General features: G+C 45.6%; 15 protein-coding genes, 3 pseudogenes and 3 riboswitches. Of the genes and pseudogenes, 9 read left to right on the plus strand and 9 right to left on the minus strand.

The window, feature by feature from the left end; genetic code table 11:
• Window positions 1–35 precede the first annotated feature (35 nt).
• The gene (locus NSU16_RS19380) at window positions 36–929 is read right to left on the minus strand and encodes a helix-turn-helix domain-containing protein (protein ID WP_339191753.1); all 894 of its coding nucleotides are present in this window, start codon (window positions 927–929) and stop codon (window positions 36–38) included.
• A gap of 217 nt (window positions 930–1,146) precedes the next feature.
• Window positions 1,147–1,983 (minus strand): YitT family protein, encoded by an 837-nt coding sequence (locus NSU16_RS19385; protein WP_168749119.1) that lies wholly within the window; start codon window positions 1,981–1,983, stop codon window positions 1,147–1,149.
• A 66-nt stretch (window positions 1,984–2,049) separates the two neighbouring features.
• A riboswitch (guanidine-I (ykkC/yxkD leader) is annotated at window positions 2,050–2,152 on the minus strand.
• 391 nt (window positions 2,153–2,543) lie between these two features.
• Between NSU16_RS19385 and NSU16_RS19390 the strand changes: the two genes are divergently transcribed.
• On the plus strand, window positions 2,544–3,083 hold the full coding sequence (locus tag NSU16_RS19390; RefSeq protein ID WP_168749525.1) for a DUF4352 domain-containing protein: 540 nt from the start codon (window positions 2,544–2,546) through the stop codon (window positions 3,081–3,083).
• A 73-nt stretch (window positions 3,084–3,156) separates the two neighbouring features.
• Here the strand turns inward: NSU16_RS19390 and galE are convergent, their stop codons facing one another.
• Together galE and NSU16_RS19400 are read right to left on the minus strand one after the other, a co-directional pair.
• Window positions 3,157–4,176: a UDP-glucose 4-epimerase GalE gene (gene galE, locus NSU16_RS19395; protein WP_268447966.1), complete on the minus strand. Its 1,020-nt coding sequence runs from the start codon at window positions 4,174–4,176 to the stop codon at window positions 3,157–3,159.
• Between the two features lie 114 nt (window positions 4,177–4,290).
• Window positions 4,291–4,797, minus strand: a complete 507-nt coding sequence (locus NSU16_RS19400) for a YbhB/YbcL family Raf kinase inhibitor-like protein (protein WP_168749121.1) — start codon at window positions 4,795–4,797, stop codon at window positions 4,291–4,293.
• A 126-nt stretch (window positions 4,798–4,923) separates the two neighbouring features.
• Here NSU16_RS19400 and NSU16_RS19405 point away from each other — a divergent pair, with 126 nt between their 5' ends.
• The 8 genes and pseudogenes from NSU16_RS19405 (at window position 4,924) to NSU16_RS19440 (ending at window position 11,792) form a co-directional block, all read left to right on the plus strand.
• The gene (locus NSU16_RS19405) at window positions 4,924–5,802 is read left to right on the plus strand and encodes a LysR family transcriptional regulator (protein WP_339191754.1); all 879 of its coding nucleotides are present in this window, start codon (window positions 4,924–4,926) and stop codon (window positions 5,800–5,802) included.
• Window positions 5,803–5,893: 91 nt separating this feature from the next.
• Window positions 5,894–6,376, plus strand: a pseudogene (locus tag NSU16_RS19410) (response regulator transcription factor); the annotation flags it as partial.
• Between the two features lie 49 nt (window positions 6,377–6,425).
• Window positions 6,426–7,658 (plus strand): peptidase T, encoded by a 1,233-nt coding sequence (gene pepT / locus NSU16_RS19415; protein WP_229148452.1) that lies wholly within the window; start codon window positions 6,426–6,428, stop codon window positions 7,656–7,658.
• 106 nt (window positions 7,659–7,764) lie between these two features.
• Entirely contained in the window at window positions 7,765–7,890 is a 126-nt protein-coding gene (locus NSU16_RS19420) for a hypothetical protein (RefSeq protein ID WP_326226136.1), read from the plus strand.
• 277 nt (window positions 7,891–8,167) lie between these two features.
• A pseudogene (locus NSU16_RS19425) lies at window positions 8,168–8,446 on the plus strand (hypothetical protein).
• Between the two features lie 85 nt (window positions 8,447–8,531).
• A pseudogene (locus tag NSU16_RS19430) lies at window positions 8,532–9,005 on the plus strand (LURP-one-related family protein).
• Window positions 9,006–9,071: 66 nt separating this feature from the next.
• Window positions 9,072–9,178, plus strand: a riboswitch (SAM riboswitch).
• Between the two features lie 84 nt (window positions 9,179–9,262).
• Window positions 9,263–10,396: a 5-methyltetrahydropteroyltriglutamate--homocysteine S-methyltransferase gene (locus NSU16_RS19435; protein ID WP_339191755.1), complete on the plus strand. Its 1,134-nt coding sequence runs from the start codon at window positions 9,263–9,265 to the stop codon at window positions 10,394–10,396.
• 68 nt (window positions 10,397–10,464) lie between these two features.
• Window positions 10,465–10,574, plus strand: a riboswitch (SAM riboswitch).
• Window positions 10,575–10,652: 78 nt separating this feature from the next.
• Window positions 10,653–11,792, plus strand: coding sequence for a 5-methyltetrahydropteroyltriglutamate--homocysteine S-methyltransferase (locus NSU16_RS19440; RefSeq protein WP_229148448.1), 1,140 nt, complete (start codon window positions 10,653–10,655; stop codon window positions 11,790–11,792).
• Between the two features lie 46 nt (window positions 11,793–11,838).
• Here the strand turns inward: NSU16_RS19440 and NSU16_RS19445 are convergent, their stop codons facing one another.
• The 5 genes from NSU16_RS19445 to NSU16_RS19465 form a co-directional block, all read right to left on the minus strand.
• Complete coding sequence (locus tag NSU16_RS19445; protein WP_339191756.1) at window positions 11,839–13,233, minus strand: sigma 54-interacting transcriptional regulator; 1,395 nt, start codon at window positions 13,231–13,233, stop codon at window positions 11,839–11,841.
• Between the two features lie 78 nt (window positions 13,234–13,311).
• Window positions 13,312–14,085, minus strand: coding sequence for a 3-hydroxybutyrate dehydrogenase (locus NSU16_RS19450; RefSeq protein ID WP_326191407.1), 774 nt, complete (start codon window positions 14,083–14,085; stop codon window positions 13,312–13,314).
• 17 nt (window positions 14,086–14,102) lie between these two features.
• The gene (locus NSU16_RS19455; RefSeq protein WP_024123370.1) at window positions 14,103–14,759 is read right to left on the minus strand and encodes a CoA transferase subunit B; all 657 of its coding nucleotides are present in this window, start codon (window positions 14,757–14,759) and stop codon (window positions 14,103–14,105) included.
• Window positions 14,756–15,469, minus strand: coding sequence for a CoA transferase subunit A (locus tag NSU16_RS19460; protein WP_339191757.1), 714 nt, complete (start codon window positions 15,467–15,469; stop codon window positions 14,756–14,758). The genes NSU16_RS19455 and NSU16_RS19460 overlap by 4 nt, the downstream gene beginning before the upstream one ends.
• Before the next feature lie 24 nt (window positions 15,470–15,493).
• Window positions 15,494–16,933 (minus strand): GntP family permease, encoded by a 1,440-nt coding sequence (locus NSU16_RS19465; RefSeq protein ID WP_326203894.1) that lies wholly within the window; start codon window positions 16,931–16,933, stop codon window positions 15,494–15,496.
• Between the last annotated feature and the right edge of the window lie 2 nt (window positions 16,934–16,935).

Genomic DNA, 16,935 nt, shown 5'->3' on the forward strand with positions numbered 1-16,935 from the left:
AAAATCACACGGCCGTTTTCGTGCATATTTCCAGTTTATTCTGAACCTTCACTTTGCAGGCAGATAAAATACGCAAGCAGAGCGCCTGTATACGTTTTAATGTCTATTCCTGACCGCTCGATAAATTTATCAATTCGGTACTGCAGGCTGTTGCGGTGCAGATGCAGTTTTTTCGCTGTTAATGTCACGTTTGAGTTGTTTTCAATAAACAGCTTGATCGTTTTTCTCAGCTCAGGTTCATTTACAAATAATAGCTCGGCTTCTTCACAAAGCAGTGATTTCAGCCGTCCCTTTTCTTCTTCCAATAATAAAAAAGGGAACATGATATCAAACGTGACACTCTGAACCTGCGGCAGCCGCTTTTCAGCAAATAGAAAATACGTTTGTTCACGGGCATAATGTTTTCGTAAGCGCTCATCTGTTTCATAAAACCTTCCGGCGTAAAAACGGACACTGAAGTAGAAATCACTTTCAAGAACCCTGGCGAGCGACTCCAGTTCGTCTTTCCCCGCTGCCGCTTCACTTTCCTGCTCGACAATCACGCCTCTGTCCTCATGCATCCAAACGATCACAAAAGACACCGGCCAAAAATGGCGCATCGCTTCCGCAAATGATGCCCGTTCTGTTTTGCCAATCAAATGAAAATGAATGAACCTTGTCCTCTTAGTGATATTCGGGGGCACTTCTCCTTTCGAGAATAGAAACGCAAACCACTTGTTTTCTTCTGGCGATTTGAACGACATGTGATCTGCCTCTTCCGCTAGCGTTAAAAATGACTGGAGCAGCAACGTCTCCTTTTGGCTGATCTCCGTTTTTGGGATCGAGATATATTTCTGACTGTTTTCATCAAAAAAACATAGACAGTCTTCCTTTGTACAAAGCTTGTCAGACACAATCAAACCGGGATAAATAGCCAGCAGCGACTTCATATGGTCTCCTCTCCTATGTAAGGATATGTATTTTCAGTATAAGGCGAAATACACATGTTCTCCAGCTTCTTTTTCGCATAAGACGGCCCTCTTTCGTTTACAGCCTTGCTTCAACGGCAATAGAGGATATGCATGAACTGAGACGAATGCAGAAACAATACCGCACATATCCGTTCTAAACAAATAAATCCCTCTGCAGCTACGCAGAGGGACCTCCTTATTTTGAAATATCCACAAACCCTTCACCAAACACATCGCGCACGTCATGGACAATCACAAACGCTTTTTTGTCACAGCTTCTGATGATTTTCTTCAGCATAGAAAGCTCCTGTTTGTTAATGACGATGTACAAAATCTCTTTTGACTGGCCGGTATAGTTTCCCTTACCTGATAAAATGGTGACGCCCCGGTCCATCAGCGTATTGACCTGCTCGGCAATTTCACCTTTATTTTCCGAAATGACAGTAATCGCTTTTTTTGTATTCAGTCCTTCAATAATAAAGTCCATCACTTTCGTTCCGATATACAGCATCACAATCGTAAACATCATGTTTTCCACACCAATAATAAAATAAGAGCTGAAGACGACAATTAAATCAAAAAAGAGCAGCGCGTAACTGATATTCCAATCTAAATATTTATTGGCGATTCTGGCCAGAATGGCGGAACCGGCTGTTGTGCCGCCGACCCGAATGATCATGCCGATCCCGACACCCGCAAACACGCCTGCGAAAATCGTGTTAATGATCAGCTCATCAGACGGTGTGCTCCACCCGTGTGTCAAATGCAGAAAAAGCGAGTTTGCTGCCACGGCGATAATCGTATAAACCGTAGTTTTCCCGTCGAGAAATTTATATCCGATCAATAGCAGAAAAGCGTTTAATATAAAGTTTGTCACCCCGGGAGACCATTGAAACACATAGTACAAAATCAGCGTAATCCCCGTAACGCCGCCTTCCCCAAGGTCATTGGGAATCGCGAATAAATTCACAGCAAGCGCGAAGAAAAAAGCGCCAATCACAAGCATCAGCACATCAAGCATTTTCTTTTTCATCACAAACTCCTCCTTCAGATCGTATCAACAAAAAAACCCAGGAGTACGCTCTCGCAAAAGAGCAGAAACTCCTGGGCTTTTATCCCACCGTGTCATAACAGCCAGGCTGTTATGTGTTTTCTCTCGGTCACAGGCCAATATGCATTGCGGAACCCTAGAAAACCAATGTTTTAGCATATCTTTTTCACTTTCCAATATTAGCATTATAAGGGACTGAGCAAATTGGTTCAAGGGGTATTTGCGGAGATTTAGTTGCAAGTGAAAATTCAAGAAAATACAAATTAGCTATTAACATATGTGTGATATAGACGATAAGAAAATAAGCATATATTTTCACAAGAAAATATAACTATGAATGCTAAATAATATAATAAATTCATAATTTTGTATTGACTAAGTGAAATAATATAGGCATTATAGTACATATGTTTTGTGTATTTAATGACATAGGAGGAAATATAATGGCAGGAAAACTAGTCCCTTGTAAAGCTTGCGGTCAAGAAATTGCAAAAGGTGTAAAAAAATGTCCTAACTGTGGTAAGGATCAGCGTAACTTTTTTATGAGACATAAAATTATTACGTTTATTCTCGCAGTTGTTGTCATCATTATTATTGCTAACATTGGCGGCGGAGGCGGTTCAGAAGCCACTTCCAAAACATCAAGCAGCAGCAAAGCAGAAACTGAAAAAACATACAATATCGGTGATACTGTTAAGACTGAGAAAACTGAAGTGACAGTTACGAAGGTAGAAAAACGAGATTCAGTTGGTAACGAGTTCCTAAACAAAAAGGCGTCTGACGGCGGTATTTTAGTTGCTGTACAATACACAGTAAAAAACGTGTCTAAAAAGCCTATAAGCTCTTTTTCAATTCCTACTGTTAAACTTGTAGATTCCACTGATACATCATATGATGCTGACATAGATGCATCTTCTAACTATGCGGCAGAAACAAAAATCGATGATTCAAAAATTTTAAGTGATCTAAATCCAAATATTAAAGTAACCAATGTTGAAGTATTCGAAGTGGACAAGGATGCTTACTCTAAAGGAACTTGGAAACTTAAATTCAGTAATGATGTTATTGTAAAAATCAAATAGTAGCTGAAAAGGGTGCCTGCGAAGGCACCCTTTTTTAGGAAAAAGGCCTTCTCTGTTGAGAAGGCCTCCATTCTTATTCCTGACTCTTATACCCATTCACATTAGAAGACTGCCATCTCCAAGAATCGGCACACATTTCCTCAAGGCCTCTTTTTGCTTCCCAGCCCAGTTCTTGCTTGGCTTTTGCAGGATCTGCGAAGCAGGTGGCGATGTCTCCAGGACGGCGGTCCGCAAAACGGTACGGAACCTCTTTCCCTGACACTTTTTCAAAGGCTTTGACCATTTCAAGCACACTGTAGCCTGTGCCTGTTCCGAGGTTGTATGCATCTGCTCCAGTGGAGTTCAATACTTTTTCAAGCGCTTTGACGTGGCCTTCTGCGAGATCGACGACGTGAATATAATCGCGCACGCCTGTCCCGTCTTTTGTCGGATAGTCATTGCCGAATACGCTTAATTGCTCCAGCTTGCCGACGGCTACCTGCGCCACATATGGCATGAGGTTATTTGGGATGCCATTCGGATCTTCACCGATTCGTCCGCTTGGATGTGCGCCGAACGGATTAAAGTAGCGGAGCAGGGCAACACTCCACTCGTTGTCGGCCGTATGCAAGTCACGCAATATTTGTTCAAGCATGAGCTTCGTCTGTCCATAAGGATTTGTCGCGCCTAATGGAAAGTCCTCCGTAATCGGTGATGTTTCCGGAACGCCGTATACTGTTGCAGATGAACTGAACACGATTTTCTTGACGCCGTATTTCTCCATGACCTCACATAATATAAACGTTCCCGTGAGGTTGTTATGATAATATTTGAGCGGAATCGCAACAGATTCACCGACTGCTTTTAATCCCGCAAAATGAATTACAGCTTCAATTTCATTTTCAGCAAAAACCGAATCTACTGCTTCCCGATCCAATAGATCTGCTTCATAGAACGTTAACTCTTTTCCCGTAATCTCCTTGACGCGATTCAGCGCCTCAGCTGAACTGTTGGACAGATTATCAAGTACGACAATCTCATATCCGCTGTTCAATAACTCCACACATGTGTGACTTCCGATGTATCCGGCGCCGCCTGTAACAAGTATTGCCATGATGTAAACCCTCCTAAAAAATGACCTGCTATTATTATATAGTGTTTAGAACTGGTCTACATCCATTTTCATGAAGTTTAATCGTTTATTAATCGTTTCTTCATATTTTCTGCCCTAAACCCTTGCCAGCAATTCAATAGAGGCTTCAGCGAGAATGCGTTCTTTCATTTCTTGGTAGAGATGATTCATATAAAAGCCCTGCTGAAGATTCAGTTCAGCATCCAAAGCATAGACCGTCAGCGTATATGTATGATCCTCGTCAGGCGGCGTCGGCCCGCAATACTGGTGAATCACCTTTGGATTGATGCTTCCTGCAAGCGCTGAAGCAAAGCTGTTTTGCCCCTGTATCATCAAGTCCTGTCTTTCCTCACTTGCATGTTCAGGAAGCTCTCCGATGTGCGCCGGGATGTTCGCCGCTATCCAGTGAATCCAGCTGAATCCGCATACGGGAATGGCGTCATGGTCGATGAAAGTCAGTGCGAGCGTCTTTGCACCGAGCGGGACTTCCTCAAAGCGAATCGGAAAGGATACAAATGGATTCCCGTCTCTCTTATATTTTTCATCTGCATATTTTGAGTATTTGTCATGTAAATACGGATTTGCTTCTACGTATATGTTCATGTGATTCCCTCTCTCCATTTTTTCGTTCTATAGGTATACTAAACGAATGGAAGTATCATCAGTGATAAGCAAATAAGCATTTTCAATTAACAATTTGTTATCAATTAGCAGTGAAGGAGGTATTTCATGGATTTAAAATGGCTGCAAACCTTTATTTCCGCAGCGGAATCAGAAAACTTCAGGGAAACGGCTGAGCGTCTTTATCTCACGCAGCCGGCTGTTTCTCAACATATGAGGAAATTGGAAGATGAACTGGACATGCAGCTGTTTTTGCATAGCGGAAGAAGAGTTGTCCTGACTGACGAAGGCAGGCTGTTTTTGCCTTATGCCAAAGAAATAATCAATGCATACCAAGCCGGAAAGCACAAAGTCAGCCAATGGAAGCAGGGGTACAGCCGGGCACTTACGCTGGCCGTACACCCCTACATCGCGTCCTATATATTGCCTCGTTTTCTGCCCGCCTATATCCAAAAACATCCGCATGTCGAGCTTTCAACTCATGTAGCTGAATCTGACGATATCAAACTAGCGGTAGAACACAATGAAGCTGATATTGGTTTGTCGCGAAAAGACCCGAACTCCGGCACTCTTTATTATCAGCACATATGCGAAGGTACGCTGTGTCTGGCTGCTCCTTTTCAAGAAAGCAAGCCTGCGGATGCTGCATCTGTCTTCAGCCGCTATCGGCTGCTTACGCATGATCATCCGTCATATGGGGATGCCTTTTTGGACCGCATCCGTTCACATTACCCGCATATTCAAACGATGGCTGTCGGGCAGACTGATACGGCTGTTCAAATGATAAAAGCGGGAATGGGTGCCTCTTTCCTCCCCACCTACATCATCAAACAGGAAGAGGACGAAAAAAAGCTGATGGCTGTAATTACGCCGCCGCATCTTGAATTGCCGGCGTCCCAGACATTTATGATGTGGAAAAGAAATAGCGAGGACATTCAGCATTTTCACGCCATGCTGCAGGACTTCATGCAGTCCGAACAGGTCTAAAATCAATCTGCCGGTTGACGTTTTCTTTTATTTTATCGATGTACCGAGAAAGAACTGTAAAGCCCGGGAAACTGCCCGCTGCTGCTGTTAAGTCCAAATGCCGTCCTGCTCAGGCATCGAAGCGGCCAAGGACATCATGTCCGCCCTCCCGGATACAAAAATCGTCATTTTAACGACCTTTGACACTGAAGAATACGTATTTGAAGGCATCCGCGCCGGCGCTGTCGGCTACCTGCTGAAGGACACGCTTCCTGAAGAACTGATAGACGCCATTCGGGCTGCCTCCAGAGGCGAAGCGATTTTCCGCACAGTCACGGCCGCTAAAATCATCAGTGAGACATTCCGCGCAAAGCAACAGCCTTATACTGAAAAACTGACTGAACCGTTTACCAAAAGAGAACTCGAGGTGCTTCAGCAAATGGCCTATGGCTTGAGAAATGAAGAGATTGCCGACAAGCTTTTTGTCAGCGAAAGCACCGTCAAAACCCACGTGCATCGAATTCTGCAAAAATGCAATGCCCAAGACCGGACACAGGCAGTCGTTTTTGCCATTCGAAATGGCATTGTGAAATAGAAATCTCTCATCACAGCATGATAGAATAAGACAAAGGAGATGATTGGAAATGAAAGAAGACATCATTGAACGGTTTACTACATACGTAAAGGTCGACACGCAGTCAGATGAATCAGTCGACACCTGCCCATCCACACCCGGCCAATTGACGTTAGGAAACATGCTTGTTGAGGAATTAAAGTCAATCGGCATGGAAGACGCAGCCATTGATGAAAACGGCTATGTCATGGCGACTCTTCCTTCCAATACTGACAAAGACGTGCCGACAATCGGCTTTCTCGCCCACGTCGATACCGCCACAGATTTTACCGGCAAAAATGTCAATCCGCAAATCGTAGAAAGCTACGATGGAAAAGACATCACGCTCAATGAAAAGCTTCAGGTCATCCTATCGCCTGATCAATTCCCTGAACTGTCGGGCTACAAAGGCCACACTCTGATCACCACAGACGGCACAACCCTTCTTGGCGCTGACAATAAGGCTGGCATCGCTGAAATCATGACTGCCATGGATTATCTCATCAAACACCCTGAAATTAAGCACGGCACCATTAGGGTTGCATTTACACCTGATGAAGAAATCGGCAGGGGCCCGCACAAATTTGATGTTGAGCGATTCAATGCCTCCTTTGCCTATACCGTTGATGGCGGCCCGCTCGGTGAGCTTGAATATGAAAGCTTCAATGCTGCCGCGGCGAAAATCACAATTAAAGGCAACAATGTACATCCCGGCACGGCAAAAGGCAAAATGATCAACTCTGCAAAAATCGCAATGAAGCTGAACAGCATGCTGCCGGCAGATGAGGCACCTGAATATACAGAGGGCTACGAAGGCTTCTACCACCTGCTGTCCATTCAGGGAGACGTAGAAGAGACCAGGCTCAACTACATTATCAGAGACTTTGACAAAGACATCTTCCAAAACAGAAAAGAAACCATGCAGCGCATCGTTGAAGAGCTCCAAAACGAATACGGACAAAATCGCATTCAGCTTGATATGAACGATCAATACTACAACATGAGAGAAAAAATTGAGCCTGTCATCGAAATCGTCCACATTGCCAAACAAGCAATGGAAAACCTCGGCATCGAACCGAAAATCTCTCCAATCCGCGGCGGCACGGACGGCTCGCAGCTTTCTTACATGGGACTCCCGACGCCGAACATCTTTACCGGCGGGGAAAACTTCCATGGCAAATTTGAATACATCTCTGCCGACAACATGGTCAAAGCCGTAAACGTTATCGTTGAGATTGCAAAGCTGTTTGAAGAACAGGCGTAAGCTGAAAAACCAGTCCGAAAAAGGACTGGTTTTTTGCGTGAAAATGAAACATTTTAAAAGCTCTGTCCGTAAAAAGACTATCAACGGATGAGGAGGAAATGCAAAGATGAAGAATACAATTGCCGCAAAAAGCCTGTTCAAAAAATGGATGATTTCGCGCCCGCTCAAAATGCAAACAAAACGATCAAACCCATTTCAAAAAATAAGAAGAATGTTCAAACGCTTTTTCTGACCCATCCCCGGACTCCCCTCAAATCAGGCATCCATTCCAAATTCCCGCCCAAATGCTCCGTAATTTGGGTTTTTTGTGTTCAATTCCTCAAAATAGGGTATATATCAAACAAAGAAGAACACATTATCCATATATAGTTAATTCGAATTACAGAAATTTAGGTTAAAAGTTATATAAAGGAATTCATTTTAACGTCGATAGTAACTATAGAACCAATCAAAAGAAAAAACACCAGCTTAATGCAAGACTATTTTCAGGTCATCGACGAAAAGGAATTTTGAGGGACACACATTTATTTTTATTAGATTTGGAATTTTTTGAATACTTTTAGACGTTTTATCCGTACAATAGAGAATACCAAAACTTTTTTTGGGAGGTATGTAAAATGATCTTATTTATTATCATCGCATTATGTGGCTATCTTCTCTTTTCGTTCAGCAAAGACAATAGACGAAAACCGCAAAAGACAAGCCCTCTGCCTGCACCCGTTCCTCATCATAACAACCTAATCGACCTTGACGCCATCCGCCAAAAACGCCGGATGCATCTTTCCTAAGACATACCTTATAAATGAAAAGGCTGCAGATATGCAGCCTTTTCGTTATTCCTGAAACTAGACTTCAGTAATGATCGAATGATTGATGAAACAACAGATCTTTTCGTTTAAAGATGCTTTTCACATTTACGGTCAGAATGAACAGGAGAAATTAAAGGTGGAGGGCCGTTTGTTTTCATTCGGAGACTCGTTACACATATCAGATTCCTCTGGAGAAACGCTCGCTTCCATTGAGCAGAAGCCCATGTCTTTTTTGCCCCGTTATGATATTTCTATCGGGGGAGAAACGGTTTGTGAGGTGATGAAGAAATTAACGTTATTCAAACCGAAATTTGAAATCACCAAACTGAATTGGGAAATCGACGGTGATTGATGGAAGGACAAATTCCAGCTGACGGACGGCCAGAATGTGTGAATGTCTGTCAGCAAAAAGCGGCTCAGCTGGGGTGATACGCATCGCCTGCAGATTGCACATGGGGAAGATGTGCTGATTGCACAGCAAATCGCGATTGTGCTGGATATGGTATTGATTGACGATGAAGATAAGCCAAACTTCTAAAAAACTGTTGACAATTCATGCAAAAATAATAATATTAAGATAATTGAAAACTCAATATGAAGATTTACCTTATCAAGAGAGGTGGAGGGACTGGCCCTATGATACCCGGCAACCGCTGTTTTACACAGAATGGTGCTAAATCCTTAAGAACATCGCGTTCTTGCAGATGAGGCAGAGATTTGATCGTTCAAGCTCTTCCTTACACAAAGGAAGAGCTTTTTTCATGCGGCAAACATTTCAGAAAAGAGGCGAATGATATGGCTCAACAAGTAAACCTTGCAGCACAGAAATCAGATAAACAGAAGAAAGCTCCTTTCCGCGCTGATCATGTCGGCAGTTTATTACGATCCGCACCAGTAAAAGAGGCGCGGAAAAATCAAGCGGCCGGCGAGATCACGGCAGAACAGCTTCGCGATATTGAAAATAAAGAAATCACCCGCATTGTCGAAAAGCAAAAGGAAATCGGCCTAAACGTCGTAACCGACGGAGAGTTCCGCCGTTCTTGGTGGCATTACGATTTTCTTGAAGGGCTTGATGGTGTAGAGCCCTTCATTCCGGCCGAAGGGATTCAATTCCATCATGCGAAAACAAAAGCCCGCAGCATTAAAGTCACAGGAAAACTGGATTTCACCAGCCATCCGGCGCTTGCCGATTATCAATTTTTACACAGCATTGCCGGAGATGCGACAGCAAAATTGACGATTCCAAGTCCGAATATGCTGTTTTTCGGTGAAAAAGCTGATCAAGGCGTATATCCCGATCAGGAGGAATATTTTCATGACCTGGCCCAGACGTACAAAAAAGCGATTACCGCTTTCTATGATGCGGGCTGCCGCTATCTTCAGCTCGATGATACGTCTTGGTCTCTCTTCTTTGAAGAAAAAGGCAGAGAGGTTGTTCGTGCCCTCGGCGGTGATCCGGAAACATTGCCTGCGTTATTTGCCAAAACAATTAACGATGCAGTGGCGGACCGTCCTGATGACCTAACGGTTACGATGCACATCTGCCGCGGCAACTTCCGCTCGACTTGGGCCGCATCAGGAGGCTATGACGCTGTAGCGGAAACGATTCTTGACGGTTTAAACCTTGATGGCTTGTTCCTGGAATACGATGATGACCGCTCCGGAAACTTTGACCCGCTTCGCTTTGTCAAACGCAAGGATCTGCAGATTGTCTTGGGCTTGATTACATCCAAATACGGAGAGCTTGAAGGTCCAGAGGATGTCAAACGCCGAATCAATGAAGCCGCGCGCTTTGTCAGCTTAGATCAGCTTTGCTTGAGCCCGCAGTGCGGTTTCGCTTCTACAGAAGAAGGAAACCTTTTGACTGAGGAGCAGCAGTGGGCGAAGCTCCGTCATGTGGTCGACATTGCCAATGATGTGTGGAAATAATCTATCGTTGACAGAAACGAAAAATGTGTGAATAATAGATACTATCAGAAAATTTCATAAAAAGGTTTTCCTTATCAAGAGAGGTGGAGGGACTGGCCCTGCGATACCCGGCAACCGCTGTTTTACACAGAATGGTGCTAAATCCTTTAGAGCAGATATGTGCTCTTGTAGATAAGGTTGAGATTGTTCACGCAAGCTCTTCCTTATCCAGAGGAAGAGCTTTTTTATATTTGAATGGAAAGAAGGAATGAACAACATGTCACAGCAAACAACACCCGCAGAACAAAAACAATCGCTTCAGAGAAAAAAACCGCCGTTTCGCGCGGATCAAGTCGGAAGCCTGCTGAGATCTGAGCCCGTCAAAAAAGCGCGGCTGCAAAAGGCGGCAGGCGAAATGACTGCCGAACAGCTTCGCCAGATTGAAAACGATGAAATCATCCGCATTGTGGAAAAACAAAAGGAAACCGGCCTGAACGTCGTGACAGACGGAGAATTCCGCAGAGCGTGGTGGCATTTTGATTTCCTGGAAAATCTGGATGGCGTTGAGCCGTTTATACCTGAACAGGGTATCCAGTTCCATAATGTGCAGACAAAAGCACGCGGCATCAAAGTGACGGGCGATATTGATTTCTCAAACCACCCGATGCTCGAAGATTACTCATTTTTACATGGCATCGCTGGTGATGCCACGCCAAAAATGACAATTCCGAGTCCGAATATGCTCTTTTTCCGGGGGAGACTGGAAAAGGATGCCTACAAGAACGATTATGCTCTTTTCCAGCATGATGTATCAAAAGCATATAAGAAAGCGATTCAAGCGTTTTATGACAGAGGCTGCCGCTACCTCCAGCTTGACGATACAGCATGGGCTGTTTTCTTATCTGAAAAAGGCTTAAAACAAGTGGAAGCATTCGGAACAACGCCTGACGAGCTTCGCCAGCTGTTTGCGAAGTCGATCAATGACGCCATTGCTGATCGTCCGGATGATATGACAATCACCATGCATATCTGCCGCGGCAACTTTCAGTCCACATGGACAGCTGAGGGCGGTTATGATGCGGCGGCCGAAACCATTTTTGACGGCTTGAATCTGGACGGGCTTTTCTTAGAGTATGATGATTCACGCTCAGGCGGATTCGAACCGCTCCGTTATGTGAAACGCACTGATCTTCAGCTTGTCCTCGGTTTAGTTACATCTAAATTCGGTGAGCTCGAAGATCCGGACGACGTGAAACGCCGTATTGAAGAGGCGTCACGTTATGTCAGCTTAGACCAGCTATGCCTGAGTCCGCAATGCGGGTTCGCTTCGACTGAGGAAGGCAACAAGCTGACCGAAGAACAGCAATGGGCGAAGCTGCGCCATGTTGTTGAGATCGCTAACGATGTTTGGAAATAAAGAACAGAAAAACACACTTGATTCCTTGGCGGGACAAGTGTGTTTTTTATGCCTGCTCAATTTGATAGGCTTTGCATTTTTCATATAAGCTTGTTTTTCCTATGCCTAATAGCTTTGCTGCCTTTATTTTATTGCCGTCTGCTGCGGCAAGCGCCTCGATGATCGCGTTTTTTTCCGCCTCAGCGATTGTCTCTTTTAATGGCTGTATCGATTGATATTCTCGGACTTTGATTGTTCTTTGAATGGGTTGATCTTCAGGAGTGAGATTCAGGTGTTTCGGTTCGATTCGTTTGCCGTCGAGGACGTTGACAGCCCGTTCTAGGACGTTTTCCAGTTCACGTATGTTGCCCGGCCAAGAATAGCTCTGAAGCACTGCAATCGCTTCTTTAGAAAGCTCCAAGCCATCAAAGCCAAATTTCCGTTCAAGTTTTTTTAATAGAAGCCCTGCGATGGGCACAACATCCTCTATGCGCTCTCTTAGGGACGGGATTTGAATTTTGATTACATTCAATCGGTAATAGAGGTCTTGCCGGAAGTCTCCTTCCCGGACCATTTTTTCGAGGTTTCGGTGTGTCGCCGCAATCACTCGTACATCTATCGGTACCGGGCTTCCTGCGCCGACCCGCTCTATCTCTTTCTCCTGCAGGACGCGAAGGATTTTGCTTTGCATATGCAGCGGCATATCACCTACTTCATCAAGGAAAATGGTTCCTTGATGCGCGAGTTCAAATTTTCCTTTTTTCCCGCCTTTTTTCGCCCCCGTAAACGCTCCGTCTTCGTATCCGAACATTTCTGATTCAAACAAATGCTCCGGGATCGAAGCGCAGTTGACGCGCAGAAAGGGAGCATACCGGCGGCGGCTGTTCTGATGGATGGCGTGGGCGAACAGCTCTTTTCCCGTACCTGATTCTCCTAAAAGCAAAACGGCCGATTGGCTGTCAGATACCCGTTCAGCCAGCCGTTTCGCATCCATAAAGAGAGGGCTGTTTCCGATCAAGTCGCCAAAGTGATATTTACTGAAAAGCTCTTTTTCGTATCTATTTTTGTAGTAATTGAGTTCATTGAGGATGGGTTTAATTTTTCTTGAATAATCCATCCATTCTTGCGGATTGCGAAACATAACGGTTCCGACTGCTCCGACAAGCTGCTGGTTCACATAGAGCGGATACCGGTTGGCAATCATTTCACTGCCGTTAATTGGATGAATAGCGGCAGCCTCTGTACGCCCCGTCTTCGCCACGATATGCATTCTCGAATTTTCAATCACGTCCTGAACGGGTTTTCCTATCACTTCGTTCTCTGTTTTTTTCAGAAAGTCACAGTATGCCGGATTGATATAGAGAATGTTCCCCTCATGATCAACCACAACAATACATTCCGCCGCAAGGTTGATGATTTCATCCAGCCATTCATAGGGTAATCTTTTAATAGAATGTTTCATCTCCCTGTCGCTCCTGTCACATTGTAATCGCTTTCAACTTTATGATAAACGAGAGCCTCCTATGAATACAAGAATCTATTATTGAGCTGTGTAGCCTCCATCCAGCACGACCGCCTGCCCTGTGACGCCTTTCGCCTTTTCACTCGCCAAAAATACAGCATAATCAGCAATTTCTTTCACCGATAGAAGACGTTTTTGCGGCACAAGCGGAAAAATCACCTCTTCCAGAACCGATTCATAGGGAACATTTCTTGTTTTAGAAAGATCGCTCAGCTGATTGCGGACAAGCTGTGTGTCCACATATCCCGGGCAGAGTGCATTCACCGTAATCCCGTGGGGCGCGCCTTCCAGCGCCCCCACCTTTGTCAGCCCAATGACGCCATGCTTTGCGCTGTTATAAGCGGCTTTTCCCGCAAATCCCACCAGTCCGTTCACAGACGCGATATTGATGATCCTGCCGAACTGCTGTTTTTTCATAAGGGGAAAGACATGCTTCATCGCAATGAATGGCGCGGTCAGCATGACGCGAATAAGCTGTTCAAACCGTTCTGTCGGAAACTCTTCAATCGGCGCGACATGCTGCATGCCTGCGTTATTCACCAAAGTATCCAAACGTCCGTATCGGGTCTTGATAGTATGGACGATATCAGCAATTTGCTCTTCCTTTGTTACGTCACATGGAATGCCCGTGATATTAAAGCCTTCCTCGTTCAGCTTGGCGGCGGCCTCCCCGCACGCTTTTTGATTTACATCTGAAATAATGACTTCGGCGCCTTCCCGGGCGAATTCCTTTGCGATTTCAAATCCGATTCCGCCGGCTGCGCCTGTCACAAGAGCGACTTGTGTTTTCATGTCATACACCTTCCTGCTTAAGATTTTTGCCGGATGACTGACTGGCTTACGGCGAAGTCAGCTTCAGTTTTCTCATATACCTCTTCCAGCGTGACGCCGTCCTGGAGCTCAGTCAGTGTCATATGGCCGTTATCAAAATCAAAAACAGCTAAATCAGTGATCAGCCGATGAACGACTTTCTGTCCTGTCAGCGGGAGGGAGCATTGTTTTTTCACCTTCGATTCCCCATGTTTATTGACGTGCTCCATGATGACAACGATTCGCTTAGCCCCGTTGACCAAATCCATAGCGCCGCCCATTCCCTTCACCATTTTCCCCGGGATCATCCAGTTCGCCAAATCCCCTTGCTCAGAAACCTCCATGCCCCCGAGGATGGCCAGGTCGATATGACCGCCTCGTATCATCGCAAAGGACTCTGCGCTGTCAAAATAGGATGCGCCTGTTACGGCGGTGATCGTTTCTTTCCCCGCATTGATCAGATCCGGGTCTTCCGTTCCTTCCAGCGGATACGGGCCGATCCCAAGCAAACCGTTTTCTGATTGAAGCATCACATGCACGCCCTCCGGTATTTCATTTGCGACAAGTGTCGGCATCCCTATCCCAAGATTGACGTTCATACCGTCTTTTATTTCCTTTACAGCACGTTTGACCATTCTTTTTCTGGCTTCCTTCATTGTGCCGCCTCCTTTCCTTCCGCTTGCTGAACAGTTCGTTTTTCAATCCGCTTTTCATGTGTGCCGAGCACAACATGCTGTACGTAAATACCAGGCGTGTGGATGTGGTTGGGATCAAGCTCTCCCGCCTCAACAATTTCTTCTGCCTCGGCAATTGTGATCTTTCCCGCCATGGCGGCAACCGGATTGAAATTTCTTGCCGTTTTCCGAAAAACTAAATTCCCCATGGTGTCCGCTTTCCATGCTTTTACAATGGCGACATCCCCAGTAATCCCTTTTTCTAACACATAAGTGCGTCCGTCAAAGGTTTTATGCTCTTTCCCGTCAGCGATAGAAGTTCCGACGCCTGTGGCTGTGTAAAATCCCGGTATACCCGCTCCTCCGGCTCGGATTCTTTCAGCGAGGGTCCCTTGGGGAACCAATTCCACTTCCAATTCTCCGCTTAAAAATTGCTTTTCAAAAATTTTGTTTTCTCCGACGTAGGAAGCGATCATTTTTTTGATTTGCTTGTTTGCCAGCAGCAGACCGAGCCCCCAATCATCAACTCCGCAATTATTGCTGACGACGGTTAAATCTTTTACCCCTTTATCCCTTATCGCCAGAATGAGCTGCTCGGGAATTCCGCACAGGCCGAATCCGCCCGCGATCAGTGTATCCCCCTCCCGAATGAGTTCCGCGGCTTCCTTACTCGATGACAGCACTTTTCCCATATCTGATTCCCCTTTCGTTTTGTCCTATACAAGGCCCGTCAAACTGTAAATCGCGATAATCACAAATACGGCGGCGGTTTTGATGAGAGTAATCGCAAAAATATCCCGATACGATTGGCGATGAGTCAAACCCGTCACAGCCAGCAGAGTGATCACCGCCCCATTATGCGGAAGCGTATCCATGCCTCCTGACGCCATCGAAATGACCCGGTGCATCACTTCAGGCGGTATGTTGTAGGTCTGGATCGCTTTCACATATTGATCAGACATCGCGCTTAACGCGATTCCCATTCCCCCTGAAGCCGATCCGGTGATCCCTGCCAGCGTTGTTGTCGTTACCGCTCCGTTTACAAGCGGATCCGTAAACGTATGTGAAATGCCGTTGCTCAGCTTATGAAACCCCGGCAGCGCAGCAATAATGCCGCCGAAACCATACTCGGCGCCTGTATTCATCGATGCAAGCAGGGCGCCGCCGATCCCTTCATTCAGCCCTTCCTTTAGCTGTCCAAACACTTTTCTCCAATCAAACAAAATGGTTGCGATGATTCCGATCAGGAGGGCCAGCTCCACTGACCAAATAGCAACCGCGGAGGAGATATCAAGTTTCCCGAACTCTCCCAATCCTATGGCGGAAAAATCGAATTCATTCGGATACCACTTGGGGAGGATCGTGGTGAAACATTTGTTCATCACACCAACGAGAATAAGAGGGACAAAAGCGAGTGCGTGCCGGACCTTGCTTGTGTCAGGCTCTAAGGCCGGTGAGCTTTGTTCCGGGGCAAGATCAGTTGGCTCACGCGCGGCAGAAATCTCCGATCGAAAACCGGCGTAGCCTTCTCCTGTTTTTTCTGCTTTTTTGCGCCTCGATTCCAAGTAGAACATACCCGCCGCCAGCACAAATACCGCGCCGATCATACCAAGCCAAGGGGCGGCATAAATGTCTGTTTTGAAAAACGTCGTAGGAATTACATTTTGGATTTGCGGTGTACCCGGCAGTGCGTCCATCGTAAAAGTAAATGCCCCGAGAGCAATCGTTCCCGGTATGAGGCGCTTCGGGATGTCAGCTTCTTTAAACAGATTTTTCGCAAAGGGGTATACAGCAAAGACGACAACAAACAGGCTGACTCCGCTGTACGTTAAAATAGCGCCCATCAATACGATAGCGAGTGTTGCTCGTTTCGCCCCGACCAATCTGACAATAGTCTTCGCAATGGAAGCCGCCAAGCCGGACATCTCGACAACCTTTCCGAAAATGGCGCCAAGCAGAAATACTGGAAAGTACAGCTTAATAAAGCCTGCCATCTTCTCCATGAATATGGTTGAGAAAAAAGGAAGCACAAAGCTTGGATCTGTCAGCAGCACAGCAAATAAGGCGCAAATCGGGGCAAACAAAATGACAGAAAACCCTCGATAGGCGACAAACATCAGCAAACCCAAAGCCAAAAGAATAATCATAATGTCCACAA

The sequence above is a fragment of the Bacillus sp. FSL K6-1003 genome (assembly GCF_037964945.1).
GTDB classification, from domain to species: domain Bacteria; phylum Bacillota; class Bacilli; order Bacillales; family Bacillaceae; genus Bacillus; species Bacillus mojavensis.

Coding starts and splice junctions, on each gene's coding strand:
- NSU16_RS19420 (WP_326226136.1), top strand. CDS start 7,765: ATGAAGAATACAATTGCCGCAAAAAGCCTGTTCAAAAAATGGATGATT.
- pepT (WP_229148452.1), top strand. CDS start 6,426: ATGAAAGAAGACATCATTGAACGGTTTACTACATACGTAAAGGTCGAC.
- NSU16_RS19385 (WP_168749119.1), bottom strand. CDS start 1,983: ATGAAAAAGAAAATGCTTGATGTGCTGATGCTTGTGATTGGCGCTTTT.
- NSU16_RS19405 (WP_339191754.1), top strand. CDS start 4,924: ATGGATTTAAAATGGCTGCAAACCTTTATTTCCGCAGCGGAATCAGAA.
- NSU16_RS19435 (WP_339191755.1), top strand. CDS start 9,263: ATGGCTCAACAAGTAAACCTTGCAGCACAGAAATCAGATAAACAGAAG.
- galE (WP_268447966.1), bottom strand. CDS start 4,176: ATGGCAATACTTGTTACAGGCGGCGCCGGATACATCGGAAGTCACACA.
- NSU16_RS19380 (WP_339191753.1), bottom strand. CDS start 929: ATGAAGTCGCTGCTGGCTATTTATCCCGGTTTGATTGTGTCTGACAAG.
- NSU16_RS19440 (WP_229148448.1), top strand. CDS start 10,653: ATGTCACAGCAAACAACACCCGCAGAACAAAAACAATCGCTTCAGAGA.
- NSU16_RS19390 (WP_168749525.1), top strand. CDS start 2,544: ATGAGACATAAAATTATTACGTTTATTCTCGCAGTTGTTGTCATCATT.
- NSU16_RS19400 (WP_168749121.1), bottom strand. CDS start 4,797: ATGAACATATACGTAGAAGCAAATCCGTATTTACATGACAAATACTCA.
- NSU16_RS19445 (WP_339191756.1), bottom strand. CDS start 13,233: ATGAAACATTCTATTAAAAGATTACCCTATGAATGGCTGGATGAAATC.
- NSU16_RS19460 (WP_339191757.1), bottom strand. CDS start 15,469: ATGGGAAAAGTGCTGTCATCGAGTAAGGAAGCCGCGGAACTCATTCGG.
- NSU16_RS19450 (WP_326191407.1), bottom strand. CDS start 14,085: ATGAAAACACAAGTCGCTCTTGTGACAGGCGCAGCCGGCGGAATCGGA.
- NSU16_RS19455 (WP_024123370.1), bottom strand. CDS start 14,759: ATGAAGGAAGCCAGAAAAAGAATGGTCAAACGTGCTGTAAAGGAAATA.